General features: G+C 73.6%; 11 protein-coding genes. 7 read left to right on the top strand and 4 right to left on the bottom strand.

Going from position 1 to position 16511, the window contains the following annotated elements; all coding sequences use genetic code 11:
• The first annotated feature begins 47 nt into the window (after window positions 1–47).
• Window positions 48–1469 (top strand): maltokinase N-terminal cap-like domain-containing protein, encoded by a 1422-nt coding sequence (locus tag AMK24_RS00150; RefSeq protein ID WP_073763670.1) that lies wholly within the window; start codon window positions 48–50, stop codon window positions 1467–1469.
• Between the two features lie 53 nt (window positions 1470–1522).
• Window positions 1523–4003, top strand: a complete 2481-nt coding sequence (gene glgB / locus AMK24_RS00155) for a 1,4-alpha-glucan branching enzyme (RefSeq protein WP_073763672.1) — start codon at window positions 1523–1525, stop codon at window positions 4001–4003.
• A gap of 78 nt (window positions 4004–4081) precedes the next feature.
• On the opposite strand, the gene AMK24_RS00160 is transcribed toward glgB, so the two are convergent.
• The 3 genes from AMK24_RS00160 to AMK24_RS00170 form a co-directional block, all read right to left on the bottom strand.
• The gene (locus tag AMK24_RS00160; RefSeq protein ID WP_073763674.1) at window positions 4082–4978 is read right to left on the bottom strand and encodes an NAD(P)-dependent oxidoreductase; all 897 of its coding nucleotides are present in this window, start codon (window positions 4976–4978) and stop codon (window positions 4082–4084) included.
• A 172-nt stretch (window positions 4979–5150) separates the two neighbouring features.
• Window positions 5151–6452, bottom strand: coding sequence for an LAETG motif-containing sortase-dependent surface protein (locus AMK24_RS00165; protein WP_073763676.1), 1302 nt, complete (start codon window positions 6450–6452; stop codon window positions 5151–5153).
• A 387-nt stretch (window positions 6453–6839) separates the two neighbouring features.
• Window positions 6840–8204, bottom strand: a complete 1365-nt coding sequence (locus AMK24_RS00170) for a cation:dicarboxylate symporter family transporter (RefSeq protein ID WP_073763678.1) — start codon at window positions 8202–8204, stop codon at window positions 6840–6842.
• A gap of 157 nt (window positions 8205–8361) precedes the next feature.
• Between AMK24_RS00170 and AMK24_RS00175 the strand changes: the two genes are divergently transcribed.
• The 3 genes from AMK24_RS00175 (at window position 8362) to AMK24_RS00185 (ending at window position 11671) form a co-directional block, all read left to right on the top strand.
• Window positions 8362–10104, top strand: coding sequence for a sensor histidine kinase (locus tag AMK24_RS00175; protein ID WP_073763680.1), 1743 nt, complete (start codon window positions 8362–8364; stop codon window positions 10102–10104).
• A complete protein-coding gene (locus AMK24_RS00180) occupies window positions 10101–10775 on the top strand; it encodes a response regulator (protein WP_073763682.1) in 675 nt (224 codons plus the stop codon). Before AMK24_RS00175 ends, AMK24_RS00180 begins: the two co-directional genes overlap by 4 nt.
• 191 nt (window positions 10776–10966) lie before the next feature.
• Window positions 10967–11671: a helix-turn-helix domain-containing protein gene (locus AMK24_RS00185; RefSeq protein WP_107427326.1), complete on the top strand. Its 705-nt coding sequence runs from the start codon at window positions 10967–10969 to the stop codon at window positions 11669–11671.
• Between the two features lie 93 nt (window positions 11672–11764).
• Here AMK24_RS00185 and AMK24_RS00190 read toward each other — a convergent pair whose 3' ends face one another.
• A complete protein-coding gene (locus AMK24_RS00190) occupies window positions 11765–12790 on the bottom strand; it encodes an ATP-dependent 6-phosphofructokinase (RefSeq protein WP_073763684.1) in 1026 nt (341 codons plus the stop codon).
• 350 nt (window positions 12791–13140) lie between these two features.
• On the opposite strand from AMK24_RS00190, the gene pta reads away from it, so the two are divergent.
• Both pta and AMK24_RS00200 read left to right on the top strand, forming a co-directional pair.
• A complete protein-coding gene (pta, locus tag AMK24_RS00195) occupies window positions 13141–15222 on the top strand; it encodes a phosphate acetyltransferase (protein WP_073763686.1) in 2082 nt (693 codons plus the stop codon).
• Window positions 15219–16472, top strand: a complete 1254-nt coding sequence (locus AMK24_RS00200) for an acetate kinase (RefSeq protein ID WP_073763688.1) — start codon at window positions 15219–15221, stop codon at window positions 16470–16472. Before pta ends, AMK24_RS00200 begins: the two co-directional genes overlap by 4 nt.
• Window positions 16473–16511 lie beyond the last annotated feature (39 nt).

Here is a 16511-nt window from a genome sequence, read left to right on the forward strand (position 1 = left end):
GACACTCTTCGCATCCTGTGGTGTGCCCGGGGAAAGGACGCGATGCCATGTCGGAGGCTGCATCCAGTCACGTCGCCCTGGCGAAGAACACGAGGAACAGCGCAACGACCGGAAGTACGGCGGACGGGGATCTGCTCCCCTCCCTCGCCCCCCTGCTCCACGCCTGGCTGCCCCGGCAGCGGTGGTTCGCCGGCAAGGGCCGGCCGGTCACCGGCTTCTCGCTGGTCTCGGCCACCGAGATGCTGCCCCTGGACGGCTCGGCGGGGCCGGGGCTCCTGCATCTGCTGCTGCGGGCCGAGCAGTCCTGCCGGGACAGCGGGCCGGCCGAGGACTGCTACCAACTCCTGCTCGGCGTAAGGACATCGCTGCCTCCGATGCTCGCGGACGCGTTGATCGGCCGGGTGGAGCGGGGCCCGCTCGCCGGACGGACCGTCTACGACGCGCTGCACGATCCGCGGCTGGCCGGCCTGCTGCTGGAACGTCTCCGCAGACCCGGGAACCTCGGTTCGCTGCGCTTCGAGCGGACCGCCCCGCTCCCGGACGGCCTGGCGCCCCGGGTGCTGGACGCCGAGCAGTCCAACTCCTCGCTCGTCTACGGGGACGCGTACATCTTCAAGATCTTCCGGCGCGTCTTCCCGGGCACCAACCCGGACCTGGAGCTGCCGCTCGCGCTGGCCCGCCAGGGGTGCCTGCGGGTGCCGGCCCCGGTCGCCTGGTTCGAGGCGCCGGAACCCGAACCGCTCACCCTCGGCGTCCTCCAGCCCTTCCTGCACGGGGCCCGCGACGGGTGGCAGCTCGCCCTGGCCGCGCTGGCGGCGGGCCGTGACTTCCTGCCCGAGGCACGGGCGCTGGGCCGGGCCACCGCCGAGGTGCACACGGCGCTCGCCGCCGCGCTGCCCGCCCCGGCGCTGCGCGGCACCCAGACCCGGCAGCTCGTCGCGGAGATGACCCGGCGGCTGGAGGCGGCCGTACGGGCGGTCCCGGCGCTGGCGCCGTACGCCCCGGGGCTGCGCGCCGCGTTCGACGCGGTGACCGACCTCGGGGTCCGGGGCAGCGGCTGGGCCCAGCAGCGGGTGCACGGCGATCTCCACCTGGGCCAGACGCTGCGCTCGTCGGACGGCTTCTGGTCGCTGATCGACTTCGAGGGCGAACCGGCCCGCCCGCTGTCCGAGCGCCGCAGCCCCGCTCCCCCGGTGCGCGATGTGGCGGGCATGCTGCGGTCGTTCGACTACGCGGCCCGCTCGCACCGTCCGTGGAACCCGGAGTGGGCGGCCCGCTGCCGCGCCGCCTACTGCGAGGGTTACGCGCAGGCGTCGGGCACCGATCCGCGGGGCGAGCCGGAGCTGCTGCGCGCCCACGAGACGGACAAGGCCGTGTACGAGGTGCTGTACGAGGCCCGGCACCGCCCCGACTGGCTGCCGGTCCCGATGGCGGCCATCCAACGGCTGGCCCGCTCCGCCGCCGCCTGAGCCGCCCCTCTCTCCCCCTCTTCTCCCCTTCACTCTCCGAGGAGGCAGTCCCTGTGACCGCCCGCAAGCCGTCCCGCAAGGCCCCCCGCAAGACCACTCGGATTCCGGCCGAACCCCCCGCCGGGGCGCCGGCCGCCGAGACCACCGCCGAGACCCCAGCGACCGCCCCGGCCCGGGACTCCGCCGAAGCCGCCGCCCCGGCCGAGGTCTCCGCCGCCGCGTCCGCCCGGGCGTCGTCGGCCCCGGCGCCCGCGGCCACCGCGACCGCCACCGGGCCGGCCCCCGCCGAGCGCGCGCGGGCCGGGCGGGCGGAGGCCGGCCCGCCGCGTCCCCGGCAGGCCGCCGACCGCCAGGGCGCCCGCCCCGCCCCGGCCCTGGACACCGCCGACCGGGGGCGGCTGCTGGCCGGCGACCACCACGCGCCCCACGACGTGCTCGGCGCGCATCCGATCCCGGGCGGGGTGCTGGTACGGGCACTGCGGCCGTTCGCCCGTTCCGTCACCGTGCTGGCGACCGGGCTGCGGGCCGAACTGCACGACGACGGCGACGGGTTCTTCTCCGGTGTGCTGCCGGTACCGGAGATCCCCGCCTACCGGCTGGAGGTGGCGTACGACGCCGACACCGTCGAGGTCGAGGACCCGTACCGCTTCTGGCCCGCCATCGGCGAGCTGGACCTGCACCTGATCGGCGAGGGACGCCACGAGGAGCTGTGGAAGGCGCTCGGCGCGGTGCCGATGGTCCACCAGGGGGTGGCCGGAACCCGGTTCACCGTCTGGGCCCCGAACGCGCGCGGTGTGCGGGTGACCGGCGACTTCACCTACTGGGACGGCACGGGGACGCCGATGCGCTCGCTCGGCTCGACCGGGGTGTGGGAGCTGTTCCTGCCCGGGGTCGGGGAGGGCGCGCTGTACAAGTACGACATCTGCCGCCCGGACGGTTCGCACACGGTCCGGGCCGACCCGATGGCCCGGCGCACCGAGGTGCCGCCAGCGACCGCGTCCGTCGTCACCGCCTCGCACCACGTGTGGCAGGACGCGGACTGGATGGCGCACCGGGGCGACCGTCCGGTCCACGAGGCCCCGTTCTCGGTGTACGAGGTCCATCTGGCCTCCTGGCGGCCCGGGTTGACGTACCAACAGCTCGCCGAGCAACTTCCGGCGTACGTCAAGGAGCTGGGCTTCACGCACGTCGAGCTGATGCCGGTCTCGGAGCACCCCTTCGGCGGTTCCTGGGGCTACCAGGTCACCGGGTTCTACGCGCCGACCTCGCGGATGGGCACACCGGACGACTTCCGCTGCCTGGTGGACGCGCTGCACCGGGCCGGGATCGGCGTCATCATGGACTGGGTTCCGGCCCATTTCCCCCGCGACGACTGGGCGTTGGCCGAGTTCGACGGACGCCCGCTGTACGAGCACCCCGACCCGCGGCGCGCCGCCCACCCGGACTGGGGCACGCTGGAGTTCGACTACGGCCGCACCGAGGTCCGCAACTTCCTGGTCGCCAACGCCACGTACTGGTGCGAGGAGTTCCACATCGACGGGCTCCGGGTCGACGCGGTGGCCTCGATGCTCTACCTCGACTACTCGCGCGAGGACGGCCAGTGGTCGCCCAACGAGTTCGGCGGGCGGGAGAACCTGGACGCCGTCGCCTTCCTCCAGGAGATGAACGCGACCGTCTACCGCCGCAACCCCGGCGTCGTCACCATCGCCGAGGAGTCCACCGCCTGGGACGGCGTGACCCGGCCCACCGACAGCGGGGGCCTGGGCTTCGGGCTGAAGTGGAACATGGGCTGGATGCACGACTCCCTCCAGTACATGGCGAAGGAGCCGGTCCACCGCAAGTACCACCACAACGAGATGACGTTCTCGATGGTGTACGCCTACAGCGAGAACTACGTGCTGCCGATCTCGCACGACGAGGTGGTGCACGGCAAGCAGGCGCTGGTGTCGAAGATGCCCGGCGACTGGTGGCAGCGGCGAGCCAACCACCGCGCCTACCTGGGCTTCATGTGGGCCCACCCCGGCAAGCAACTCCTTTTCATGGGGCAGGAGTTCGCGCAGGGCGCGGAGTGGTCCGAGGGGCACGGCCCGGACTGGTGGCTGCTGGACCCGTCGTACGGGGCGTCCGCCGAACACCGCGGGGTGCGGACCCTGGTCGGCGACCTGAACGCGGTGTACGGGGCGGTGCCCGCCCTGTGGCAGCGCGACACCGTGCCGGAGGGGTTCGGCTGGGTGGACGGCGGCGCGGCCGAGGACAACGTGTTCGCGTTCCTGCGGTACGACGCGGACGGCTCCCCGCTGCTCGCGGTCTCGCACTTCTCCCCCGCGGTCCGCACCGACTACCGCCTCGGGGTGCCGGAGACCGGGGCGGAGGGCTGGGTGGAGGTCCTGAACACCGACGCGGCCCGGTACGGCGGCAGCGACGTGCGCAACGAGGAGCCGGTGAAGGCGGAGGCGGTGCCGGCGCACGGGCGGCCCTCCAGCATCTCGCTGACGCTGCCGCCGCTGGCGACGGTGTGGCTGCGCCCGGCGTAGCCCGCCCGGGGTGAACGGTCCGGGGCCCGCACCGCGTCGGTGACGACGCGGTGCGGGCCCCTCCCCCGTGGCGGCGGGTCAGTGACCGGCGGCGATCACCTCGACGATGCTCGACCAGGACTCCCCGCCGTGGCCCCGGGCGATCGCCCGGTCGGTGACGGACTTGAGCCCGGCGAGCTGGGAGACGTCCAGGCCCCGGTCCTTCGCGGTGTGCAGGATGTGGTCGACACTGGCCGCCATCATCCCGAGGTTCGCACCCTGGCCCGTGTACGTACGGGTGTCGATGTCAGTGGCGGTGTAGGCCGCGATCGGCGGCAGGATGTTCGCGATGGTGGCGAGGTACGGGGCCAGCGACGCGCCGTCGATGCCCTCCGCCCGGGCCAGCGCGAAGGCGTGGACGAGGCCGCCCATGGCTCCGTAGAAGAAGTCGAGCATCGCCATGTCGTAGGCGGCGGCGAGTCCGTGGTCCTCGCCGAGGAAGGTGGCGGGCGCGCCGAGCGCCTTGAGGGTGGCCTCGTGGGCGGTGAAGGCGGCCCGGTCCCCGGAGTGGAAGATCAGCGCCTCGGCCGAGCCGACCACGTCGACCGGCACCATGATCGCCCCGTCGAGGTAGGCCAGGGAGTGCTTCTCGGCCCAGGCGGCGGCCTGCCGCGAACGGGCCGGGGTGTCCGAGGTGAGGTTCACCAGGACCCGCCCCTTCAGGACCCCGGCCAGCGGCTCCAGGACCGCGTCGGACGCGTCGTAGTCGACGAGACAGACCACCACGAGCGCGCTCGCCCGGACGGCGTCCTCGGCGGACGCGGCCCGCACCGCCCCCAGGGCGACGACGTCCTCGCCCTTGCCGGGCGAGCGGTTCCAGACGGTGGTGGGGTGGCCGGCGGCCAGGAAGGCGCGGGCCAGGGAGCGCCCCATGTCGCCGAGGCCGAGGACGGTGACGGGGGTGGCGGGTGCGGTGGTCGTGTTCGCTTGCGTCATGGGGACCATGCTGGACGGGCGAACAGCGCCTGAACAGAACGCACTTGACTGTCAGATACGTACTTCCGGGAAAGGATGCAGGCCGGCGGCGGTCCCGCCCTCGGGGCGGGCGGGCCCGTCCCCGGAGTTGGCGTCCGGGCGGGACGGCGGACGTCGGCTCCGGGGATCGCGGTCAGTTCTCCCGGGAGGCGGACCGGCGGCGCACCGCCCAGACGATGCCGCCGCCCGCTGCCACCGCCGCGCCCGCCATGCCCACCAGCGGGAGGGTGGAGTCGGAACCGGTCGCGGCGAGGTTCCCGCCGGCCCCCGTCCGCGGGGTCGTGCCGACGGTCGTCGAGCCGCCCGTGGCGCCGGAGGAGCCGGAGCCCCCGGTGCTCGTACCGCCGGTGGAATCCGGGCCGCCGGTGGACGGGGAGCCACCCGTGCCGCCGGTCGAGCCGGCGGAACCGGAGGAACCTGAGGAACCTGTCGAGCCGGAGGCGTCCGAGCCCTTGCCCGTCTCGACCACGATCTGCGCGGTGTCGTTGGCCGGGTTCCGGTCGAAGGGGCGCTCCTGTCCGGTGAGGGAGACCTCGCCGGTGGTGCGGCCGACCGCCTTGTCGATCCGCAGGACGAAGGGGTAGCTCTCGCCGCCGTCCACGTCGACCCAGGACTGGGAGGTACCGCAGCGGTAGTGGGTCTTGGTGACGGCGTCGCAGTAGCCGTGCGCCTTGACGACGGAAGTGCCCTTCGGGATGCGGACGTCGACGGTGGTGACGCTCTCGTCGCGCGTGCCCTGCACGCGGGCGGGGCCCTTGTTGGCGAACGTCACCGTCGCGGTGACCTCGTCGCCCGCCGCGCCCTTCGCCTCCGCGCCGGTCAGGGCGAAGTCGGCGGTGTTGGCGGCGCTCACCCGGGCCTGGGCGACCGGCTCGCGGTGAGCGCGCCGGTCGGCGTCGGCGGCCGGAGCCCTCTCCTGGAGGGTGAGCGGGTCGCCGGTGCCCCGGACCGGCTCGCTGGAGCCGCCGTCGCCCGGGTCGGGCTCGTCGACGCCGATCGTCACCCGCAGCTCGTCGCGGAACGCTGTTCCGAGCGCCTTGATTGATACGGGCTTCGCCGTGCCGTAGACGACGCCCGGCTTCAGCGGCTGCTCGATCCTGCAGGAGGCGACGTTCGACTCGGGCATCTCGTCGTAGGAGGAGACGGTGTAGTAGCTGCAGTTCTCGTGCGTCTCGTCCGCCTTCAGGCCGGGCGAGACGGCGTACGTCACCCAGACCGCGGGCACCTGCGCCGTCCCCTTGTTGAGGAAGGTGAGCGGCGTCGAGAACGAGCTTCCGGGCTGGACCCCCTCGACCGGCGCGATCGTCCCGGCCCCGAGGTCCGGCTCCGGTTCGTCGGCGAGCGCGGGCACGGCGCCCAGCGCCACCAGCGCGGCGGCGGCTACGGCGGCGGTTCCGCCGCGCAGGGTGCGGCTGCGGGAAGGGCGGATGCGCATGGGAGTCCTTCGGTCGTGGGGCTCGTGGTCGGACTGCGGTCCTTCACCTCTCCAGACAGGCGCGGGAGGAGGGGGGTTGCTCCGGCCGGCCCCGTCGTGACAGAACACGGACACGAGGGGCGGGGCCGGTGGCGGATGCGGACGGGTCCGAATGCGAACGGGTCCGGTGGCGGATGCGGACGGGTCCGGTGGCGGACGGGTCCGGTGGCGGTCGGGGACGCAAGGACACCCGTACCGGGGGGGTACGGGTGTCCTTGGCGGGGTGCCGCGGCAGCCGGGGGAAGCCGCCGCGGCCGGGGCCGCAGCGGCGACGGGGGGAGCCGCTGCGGCAAGGGGTTCGTCGCGGGGCCGGGGCCTCCGCGACCGGTGGGGACCGGTCGGGACCGGTCAGACTTTGGCGGGCTGCCCGGCGGACTCCCGCTGCTCGGGGACCTCGTCCGAGGGGGCCGGGCCGTGGCCGTCGTCCACCAGGGTCTTCTCGTCGAACGGGATCCGGCCCGCCAGCACCTCGCCCACCCGGTCCTTGTCGATCTCCTTGGTCCAGTGGCCGACCAGGACCGTGGCGACCGCGTTGCCCGCGAAGTTGGTCAGGGCGCGGGCCTCGCTCATGAAGCGGTCGATGCCGACGATCAGGCCGACGCCGTCGACCAGTTCGGGGCGGTGCGACTGGAGGCCGCCGGCCAGGGTCGCCAGGCCCGCGCCGGTCACGCCCGCCGCGCCCTTGGAGGCGATGACCATGAAGACCAGCAGCGAGATCTGCTCGCCCGCGCTCAGCGGGTCGCCCATCGCGTTGGCGATGAACAGCGAGGACATCGTGAGGTAGATCGCGGTGCCGTCGAGGTTGAAGGAGTAGCCGGTCGGCACGGTGATGCCGACGACGGGCTTGCTGACGCCCATGTGCTCCATCTTCGCGATCAGCCGGGGCAGCGCCGACTCGGACGAGGATGTGGAGAGGATCAGCAGGAACTCGCGGCCCAGGTACTTCAGCAGCGCGAACAGGTTCACCCCGGCGACCAGGCGCAGGAGCGCGCCGAGCACCACGAAGACGAACAGCGCGCAGGTGACGTAGAAGCCGATCATGATGATCGCCAGGGACTTCAGGGCGTCGAGGCCGGTCTCGCCGACCACCGCGGCGATCGCGCCGAACGCGCCGACCGGGGCGGCCCACATGATCATGGCGAGGATGCGGAAGACGAGGCGCTGGATGTGGGTGATGCCGCGCAGGACCGGCTCGCCGGTCTTGCCCATCGCCTGGAGCGCGAAGCCCGCGAGGAGCGCGATGAGGAGGGTCTGGAGGACCTCGCCCTCCGTGAACGCGGAGACCATCGTGGTCGGGATGATGCCGAGGAGGAAGTCCGCGGTGGACTCGCTCGCGCCCGACGCCTGCGCCTCGCCGGCGGCCCGCGCCTGCTCGGTGATGTGGAGGCTGGAGCCCGGCTCCAGGACGTTGCCGACCAGCAGGCCGATGGCGAGGGCGACGGTCGACATGACCAGGAAGTAGCCCAGCGCCAGTCCGCCGACCGCGCCGACCTTGGCGGCCTTGCGGACCGAGCCGACGCCCAGGACGATCGTGCAGAAGATGATCGGCGAGATCATCATCTTGATCAGGTTCACGAAGCCGGCCCCGATGGGCTTCAGTTCGACGGCCACCCCGGGGGCCGCGAAGCCCACCAGGATGCCGAGCGCCACGGCGGCGATCACGGCGATGTACAGGTAGTGGGTGCGGTCCCGTTTTTCGGCTGCCACAGCCATGGTGGGGCTCCTCGGCTCGGTCACGTCGCCCCCGTCCCTGGGGGCTTCGGTGACTATCCACCGCCCTGTGACCCCGGTCACCCTTGCGTTCATATCGTTCACAGTCGTTTTCCGGCCATTCGGAGGAGGTCCGGCCGGGCCAGGCAGACTGTGGGGCATGCGTCTCCCCCGTACCCGCCCCCGGAGCCTGGCGGGCCAGCTCTTCGCCATGCAGGTCGTGCTCATCGCCGCCGTGGTGGCCGGATGCGCCGTCTTCGCGTACGCCTCCGGAAGCGCGCAGGCCGAGGAGACGGCCGCCCGCCAGGTGCGGGTGGCGGCCCTCGCCGTGGCCGATTCCCCCTCCGTACGGGAGGCGATCCGTACCCCGGACCCGTCCGCCGTACTCCAGCCGTACGCGGAGCGGGTGCGCGAGGACACCGGCATCGCCTTCGTCACGATCATGGACCCGCGGCGGGTGCGCTGGACGCACCCGGACACCGCGCGGATCGGGGACACGTTCCTCGGCAACACCGCGCGGGCCCTGCGCGGGGAGACCTTCACCGAGACGTACACCGGCACGCTGGGCCCCTCGATACGGGTGGTCACCCCGATCTTCGACCGGGGGCGGATCGTCGGGCTGGTCAGCGCGGGCATCACCGTGGACCGGGTCTCCTCGCAGGTGCGGGAGCAGCTGGGCGCCCTCGCACTGGCGGCGGGCGGGGCGCTGGCGCTCGGCGGGCTCGGCACGTACGTGATCAACGCCCGGCTGCGGCGGCACACCCACGGGATGAACGCGGCCGAGCTGAGCCGGTTGCACGACTACCACCAGGCCACCCTGCACGCGGTGCGCGAGGGGCTGCTGATGCTGGACGGGCGCCGGCGGATCGCGCTGATCAACGACGCCGGGCGGGAGCTGCTGGGTCTGGGACCGGATGCCGGGGCGGTCGGCCGCAGGGTCGACGAGCTGGCCCTGCCCGCGCCGCTGACCGGGGCGCTGCTGGCGTCGGAGGCGCGGGTGGACGAGCTGCACCTGACGGCGGAGCGGGTGATCGTGCTCAACACCCGCCCGGTGGTGGGCGGGGAGCGGCGGGGCACGGTGGTGACGCTGCGGGACCACACCGAGCTCCAGGCGCTCTCCGGCGAGCTGGACTCGGAGCGCGGGTTCACGCAGGCGCTGCGCTCGCAGGCCCACGAGGCCGCGAACCGGCTGCACACCGTGGTCTCGCTGATCGAGCTGGGCCGGGTGGAGGAGGCCGTGGAGTTCGCGACGGCCGAGCTGGAGCTGGCGCAGGTGCTGACCGACCGGGTGGTGGGGGCGGTGGAGGAGCCGGTGCTGGCCGCGCTGCTGCTCGGCAAGGCGGCCCAGGGACACGAGCGGGGGGTGGAGCTGGTGCTCGCGGAGGACAGCCTGATCGACGACGGGGCGCTGCCGCCGTCGCTGGCCCCCCGGGACCTGGTGACGATTCTGGGCAACCTGATCGACAACGCGGTGGACGCCGCGTCGGAGGGCTTCGAGGGCACGGAGGGGGCGGCGGCGACCGCACCCCGGGCAGCCGGGGGCGCGGCCGGACGGGCGCGGGTGACGGTGACCGCGCTGGCGGACGAGCGGGAGCTGCTGCTGCGGGTGGCGGACACCGGGGCGGGCATCGACCCGGAGGCGGCGGACGAGGTGTTCCGTCGCGGCTGGTCGACGCACGGGGCGGGGCGCGGCCTCGGCCTGGCGCTGGTCCGGCAGGCGGCGCACCGCAACGGGGGCACGGTGGAGCTGGACACGGGTCCGGACGGCGGCGCGCGGTTCACCGTACGGCTGCCGCTCGGGGACCGTGCGGCGGGACCGCGGCCGGGGGGCGGGCACGGGCACGGAGCCGCGTCCGCCCCGGGGGCCGGGGCCGTGGCGGCGTCCGAGGGGGTCACGGCGTGATCCGGGTGCTGGTCGTGGAGGACGACCCGGTGGCGGCCGACGCCCACCAGATGTACGTGGAGCGGGTGGAGGGCTTCACGGTGACGGCGGTGGCGCACACCCGGGCGGCGGCGGTGCGGGCGCTGGAGCGCGCCCCGGTGGACCTGCTGCTGCTCGACCTCTACCTGCCCGACGGCCACGGGCTCGGGCTGCTGCGTTCCCTGCGGGCCTCCGGTCACGGGGCCGACGTCATCGCGGTGACCTCGGCGCGGGATCTGGCGGTGGTGCGGGAGGGGGTGTCGCTCGGCGTCGTGCAGTACGTGCTGAAACCGTTCACGTACCCGACGCTGCGGGACCGGCTGGTGCGGTACGCGGAGTTCCGGGGGGCCGCCGGGGAGGCGAGCGGGCAGGAGGAGGTGGACCGGGCGCTGGGCGCGCTGCGGGTCGCCCATCCGGCCGCGCTGCCCAAGGGGCTCAGCGGGCCGACGCTGGAGGCGGTGACCCGGGTGCTCAAGGAGGCCCCGGAAGGGGTGACGGCCGCCGCCGCCGGAGAGCGGCTGGGCATGTCGCGGATCACGGCCCGGCGCTATCTGGAGCACCTGGTGGCCGTCGGCAGCGCCGCGAGGCGTCCGCATTACGGGCAGGTCGGCAGACCGGAGTTGCACTACCGCTGGCTGGCCTCCGGGCGCTGACCGGGCGGAGGCCGACCGGGCGGCAAGCGCTTGCCGGTTGGTTTCGCCCCTCCGCGCGCCTCTGTGAAGGTTCTGCGGAGGGGAGAAAGAAAGCGCTGGTGGGGCGGGTTTCCCGTACCGTCCGTGCGGTTCGCGCTAGGAGGTTCCTACGAAGCGTGAACTGTTCGGAACGTACCGTAGCCAGGACGGAAATGGACTCCTACGGTGGGCCCGTGCACCCCACCCCGCCCTTCAACGCCCCCGCCGCGCGCCGTCTCCGCGAGGCTCTGGGGATGGCCCCCGGCCATGTCGCCTACGGTCTCGCCGCCCAGTACGGCCTGCGGATCAGCGCCGAGACGGTCATCGCCTGGGAGCGCGGCGCCGCGCTCCCGGGAGAGCGCGAGCTGACGGCCCTGGCCGGCGTCCTGTGGTGCGCCCCGGGCGAGTTGCTGACCGCCGCCACCACGCTGCGCGAGCACCGGGTGAGCCGGGACCTGACGGTGGACGACCTGGCCCGGCAGCTGGGGATGACCGGCTCCTCGTACCTGCGGATGGAGGAGGCGGGGCGCTGGCGGGGCAACGAGAAGCAGTCGGCGGCGCTGTGCCGGGCGCTGGGCCTGTCGGCGGCGCAGTTCCTGACCGCGGCCGGCCGCGACCCGGAGCTGGCGGACCTGTTGAGCAGCGCGGTCACCACGCGCTGGCAGGCGTACGTCCGGCCGGTGTCCAAGATCGTCCCGATGGACCGGGCGCGGATCCAGGAGGTGCTGGAGCAGTTGCACGCCGACTACCAGGCCCTGATGGTCCCCACGCTGACCTGGAGCAGCACGGGGCAGGAACGCTCCGGGGCGCCCGGCGACGCGGGCCGGGCGTTCCTGTCCCGGGTGGTCGAGCAGTTCTGGCGGACCGCCGGGGTGTGACGCCGTACGGGCCGCCCGTGCGGCCCGTACGGTCCCGCCCGGCGAGGAACCGAGGGCGAACGCCGTCCGCGGGCGCTGCTTCCGCCATACGTCCTAGAAGACCGACTCGGCCTCGTACATCCGCTCGGCGGGCACCCGCTTCAGCTGGGTGACGGCCTCGGCGAGCGGGACCATGGCGATGTCGGTGCCGCGCAGGGCGGTCATCCGGCCGAACTCGCCGCGGTGCACGGCCTCCACGGCGTGCCAGCCGAAGCGGGTGGCGAGCACCCGGTCGTACGCGGTCGGGGTGCCGCCGCGCTGGACATGGCCGAGAATGACCGGCCGGGCCTCCTTGCCGAGCCGGGTCTCCAGCTCGATGGCGAGGCGGTTGCCGATGCCCTGGAAGCGCTCGTGGCCGTACTGGTCGATCTCGCCCTTGGCGTACGGCATGGAGCCCTCGGCCGGGTGCGCGCCCTCGGCGACGCAGATGACGGCGAACTTCTTGCCGCGGGCGAACCGCTCCTCGACCATCTTGACCAGGTCGTCGACCTCGAAGGGGCGCTCGGGCAGGCAGATGCCGTGGGCGCCGCCGGCCATCCCGGACTCCAGCGCGATCCACCCGGCGTGCCGGCCCATGACCTCGACGACCATCACGCGCTGGTGGGACTCGGCGGTGGTCTTCAGACGGTCTATGGCCTCGGTCGCGACGCCCACCGCCGTGTCGAATCCGAACGTGCGGTCGGTGGAGGAGATGTCGTTGTCGATGGTCTTCGGGACGCCCACGACCGGCATGCCCGCGTCGGCCAGCATCCGGGCCGCCGTGAGCGTGCCCTCGCCGCCGATCGGGATGAGCGCGTCGATGCCGTAACGCCGGGACAGCTCCGCGCAGTTCTCGGCGGCCTCGCGCAGCCGGTCGCGCTCCAGCCGGGCCGAGCCGAGGATGGTGCCGCCGCGGGCCAGGATGCCGCTGACCGCGTTGAGGTCGAGGGGGCGGAAGTGGCCGTCGAGCAGCCCCTTGAAGCCGTCCTCGAAGCCGATGACCTCGTCGCCGTGACCCACGACGGCGCGGTGGACGACCGACCGGATCACTGCGTTCAGGCCGGGGCAGTCGCCGCCCGCGGTGAGAATTCCGATGCGCATCGAGGTGTGTCTCCTGCTCGCTAGTCGCGCTTTTCCGGGAGGCCGACCGTGGCGGCCTCCGTGCCCTGAACCAGGACGATTGTCCCACGCCCGGCACGGGCTCCGCGCTTTCGGCCGGTCCCGGGACGCCACGGGGCAGGAGGGAGAGGGGGGCCGGTGAGCGCGTCGTCCCGGCCGGGGAGGGGCACTTCTCCGGCGGGCGGCTTAGCGGTCCCCGCAGGTATCGTCAAGAGTCGATGCAGGCCAATGCCGTACCCGGCGGAACACCGGGCGGGCACGGGGGCGCCGCCTCCGTCCGGACGCCTGGTGTTCCGCGGGGTACGGCGCCGAACAGGGACGGGAGAGCACGCGTGGCGCGGAGCGTGTACGTGACCGGGATCGAGCGGGGGGACGGCCGGCAGGTCGTCGAACTGGGAGTCATGGAGCTTCTGACGCGCCAGGTGGACCGTGTCGGGGTCTTCCGCCCGCTGGTCCACGACGGGCCCGACCGGCTCTACGAGCTGCTGCGGGCCCGCTACCGGCTCTCCCAGAGCCCGGCCTCGGTGTACGGCCTGGACTACCACGAGGCGTCCGCCGTGCAGGCGGAGAAGGGCACCGACGAACTGGTCTCGCAGCTGGTCGAGCGTTTCCACCGGGTGGCCCGGGAGTACGAGGCGGTCCTCGTCCTCGGCAGCGACTTCGCCGCCACCCAGCTCCCCGACGAGCTGGCGCTGAACGCCCGGCTGGCCAACGAGTTCGGGGCGTCGGTGATCGCGGTGGTGGGCGGCAAGGGCCAGGACGCGGAGTCCGTCCGAGCCGAGACCCGCAACGCCTACCGCGCCTACGCGGGGCTGGGCTGCGACGTGCTGGCCATGGTGGTGAACCGGGTCGCCGCCGAGGACCGGGCGGCGATAGCCGAGCGGCTGGCGGCCCGGCTGCCGGTCCCCGTCTCCGTGCTGCCGGACGACCCGGCGCTCTCGGCCCCCACGGTCGCCCAGATCACCGCGGCGCTGGACGGCACGGTGCTGCTCGGCGACGACTCGGGGCTGGCGCGCGACGCGCTGGACTTCGTGTTCGGCGGGGCCATGCTGCCGAACCTGCTGAACGCCCTGACGCCCGGCTGCCTGGTGGTCACCCCCGGGGACCGGGCCGATCTGGTGGTGGGGTCGCTGGCCGCGCACAGCGCGGGCACCCCGCCCATCGCGGGCGTGCTGCTGACCCTGGACGAGCGGCCCGGCGAGGAGATACTCACGCTGGCCGCCCGGCTCGCGCCGGGAACCCCGGTCGTGTCGGTGGCCGGCGGCTCCTTCCCCACGGCGGCCGAACTCTTCACCCTCGAAGGCAAGTTGAATGCGGCGACCCCGCGCAAGGCGGAGACCGCCCTCGGCCTGTTCGAGCGCCACGTGGACACCGGCGCCCTGCTGGAGCGGATCTCGGTGGCCCGCAGCGAGCGCGTCACGCCGATGATGTTCGAACACGAGCTGCTGGAGCAGGCCCGCTCCGACCGCAAGCGCGTGGTGCTGCCGGAGGGCACGGAGGAGCGGGTGCTGCGCGCCGCCGACGTGCTGCTGCGCCGGGACGTCTGCGACCTCACCCTCCTCGGCGACGTGGACGTGATCCGCAAGAAGGCCGCCGACCTCGGCATCGACCTCGCGGAGACCCGGCTGATCGACCCGCACACCTCGGAGCTGCGGCAGACCTTCGCCGAGCGGTACGCCGAGCTGCGCGCGCACCGCGGGGTGACGGTGGAGCTGGCGTACGACGTGGTGGCGGACGTGAACTACTTCGGCACGCTGATGGTGCAGGAGGGGCTGGCCGACGGGATGGTGTCGGGATCGGTGCACTCCACGGCCGCCACGATCCGCCCGGCCTTCGAGATCATCAAGACCAAGCCGGACGCGTCGATCGTCTCCTCCGTCTTCTTCATGTGCCTGGCCGACAAGGTCCTCGTCTACGGCGACTGCGCGGTCAACCCGGACCCGGACGCCGAGCAGCTCGCGGACATCGCGGTGCAGTCGGCGGCGACGGCGGCCCGCTTCGGCGTGGAGCCGCGGGTGGCGATGCTGTCGTACTCAACCGGGACCTCGGGCTCCGGCGCGGACGTCGACAAGGTGCGCGAGGCGACCGAGCGGGTACGGGCCGAGCGGCCGGACCTGCGGGTGGAGGGGCCGATCCAGTACGACGCGGCGGTCGAGCCGACCGTCGCGGCGACGAAGCTGCCGGACTCGGAGGTCGCGGGCCGGGCGTCCGTGCTGATCTTCCCCGACCTGAACACCGGCAACAACACCTACAAGGCCGTGCAGCGCTCGGCGGGCGCGGTGGCGGTGGGCCCGGTGCTCCAGGGGCTGCGCAAGCCGGTCAACGACCTCTCGCGCGGCGCGCTCGTCCAGGACATCGTCAACACGGTGGCCATCACGGCGATCCAGGCCCAGGGCGAGGAGCGCCCCGCATGACGAACCCCGCCCCCGATCACGAAAGCACGGCTGCCCCTGTGGAACCGCACCGCGTCCTCGTCCTCAACTCCGGCTCCTCGTCGGTGAAGTACCAGCTCCTCGACATGCGGGACCGCTCCCGGCTCGCCTCGGGGCTGGTCGAGCGGATCGGCGAGGAGACCTCGCGCCTGGTGCACACGCCGCTGACCGGCGGCGGGGCGGAGGCCAGGGAGCGCACGGGCCGGATCGCGGACCACGAGGAGGCGCTGAAGGCGGCGGCCGAGGAGCTGGCGGCGGACGGTCTCGGCCTGGACTCCCCCGAACTCGCCGCGATCGGGCACCGGGTGGTCCACGGCGGGCTGCGGTTCACCGAGCCGACCGTGGTCACCGACGAGGTGCTGAAGGAGATCGAGCGGCTGGTCCCGGTCGCGCCGCTGCACAACCCGGCCAACATCACCGGCATCCGCACGGCGCGGGCGCTGCGGCCGGACCTGCCCCAGGTCGCGGTCTTCGACACGGCGTTCCACACCACGATGCCGGAGTCGGCCGCGCGGTACGCGATCGACGTGGAGACCGCCGACGCGCACCGCATCCGCCGCTACGGCTTCCACGGCACCTCGCACGCGTACGTCTCGCGGAAGACGGCCGAGCTGCTGGGCAGGGCGCCCGAGGAGGTGAACGTGATCGTGCTGCACCTGGGCAACGGGGCGTCCGCCTCGGCGGTGGCGGGCGGCCGGTGCGTGGACACCTCCATGGGGCTGACCCCCTTGGAAGGGCTCGTGATGGGTACGCGCTCCGGGGACATCGATCCGGCGGTCACCTTCCACCTCAAGCGGGTGGCGGGCATGTCGGCCGACGAGATCGACGTCCTGCTGAACAAGAGGAGCGGGCTGGTCGGCCTGTGCGGCGACAACGACATGCGGGTGATCCGCCGCCGGATCGACGAGGGCGACGAGCGGGCGGCGCTGGCGTTCGACATCTACGTCCACCGGCTGAAGAAGTACATCGGCGCCTATACGGCGGTGCTCGGCCGGGTGGACGCGGTGGCGTTCACGGCGGGGGTCGGCGAGAACGCGGCCCCGGTGCGGGAAGCTGCCATCGCGGGCCTGGAGGAGCTGGGCATGGCGGTGGACGCCGGGCTCAACGCCGTACGGTCCGGGGAGCCGCGGCTGATCTCGCCGGAGTACGCGCGGGTGGCGGTCGCCGTGGTGCCGACGGACGAGGAGCTGGAGATCGCCGACCAGACGTTCGCGCTCGTCGAAGGGTCGTGACGCGCGACTCGGACGGGTCGACAACTGAGCACCCCCGCG

Origin of the sequence: Streptomyces sp. CB02366, assembly GCF_001905905.1 — a bacterium.
Taxonomy (GTDB): domain Bacteria; phylum Actinomycetota; class Actinomycetes; order Streptomycetales; family Streptomycetaceae; genus Streptomyces.

Coding starts and splice junctions, on each gene's coding strand:
- AMK24_RS00150 (WP_073763670.1), top strand. CDS start 48: ATGTCGGAGGCTGCATCCAGTCACGTCGCCCTGGCGAAGAACACGAGG.
- AMK24_RS00160 (WP_073763674.1), bottom strand. CDS start 4,978: ATGACGCAAGCGAACACGACCACCGCACCCGCCACCCCCGTCACCGTC.
- AMK24_RS00165 (WP_073763676.1), bottom strand. CDS start 6,452: ATGCGCATCCGCCCTTCCCGCAGCCGCACCCTGCGCGGCGGAACCGCC.
- AMK24_RS00170 (WP_073763678.1), bottom strand. CDS start 8,204: ATGGCTGTGGCAGCCGAAAAACGGGACCGCACCCACTACCTGTACATC.
- AMK24_RS00175 (WP_073763680.1), top strand. CDS start 8,362: ATGCGTCTCCCCCGTACCCGCCCCCGGAGCCTGGCGGGCCAGCTCTTC.
- AMK24_RS00185 (WP_107427326.1), top strand. CDS start 10,967: ATGGACTCCTACGGTGGGCCCGTGCACCCCACCCCGCCCTTCAACGCC.
- AMK24_RS00190 (WP_073763684.1), bottom strand. CDS start 12,790: ATGCGCATCGGAATTCTCACCGCGGGCGGCGACTGCCCCGGCCTGAAC.
- AMK24_RS00200 (WP_073763688.1), top strand. CDS start 15,219: ATGACGAACCCCGCCCCCGATCACGAAAGCACGGCTGCCCCTGTGGAA.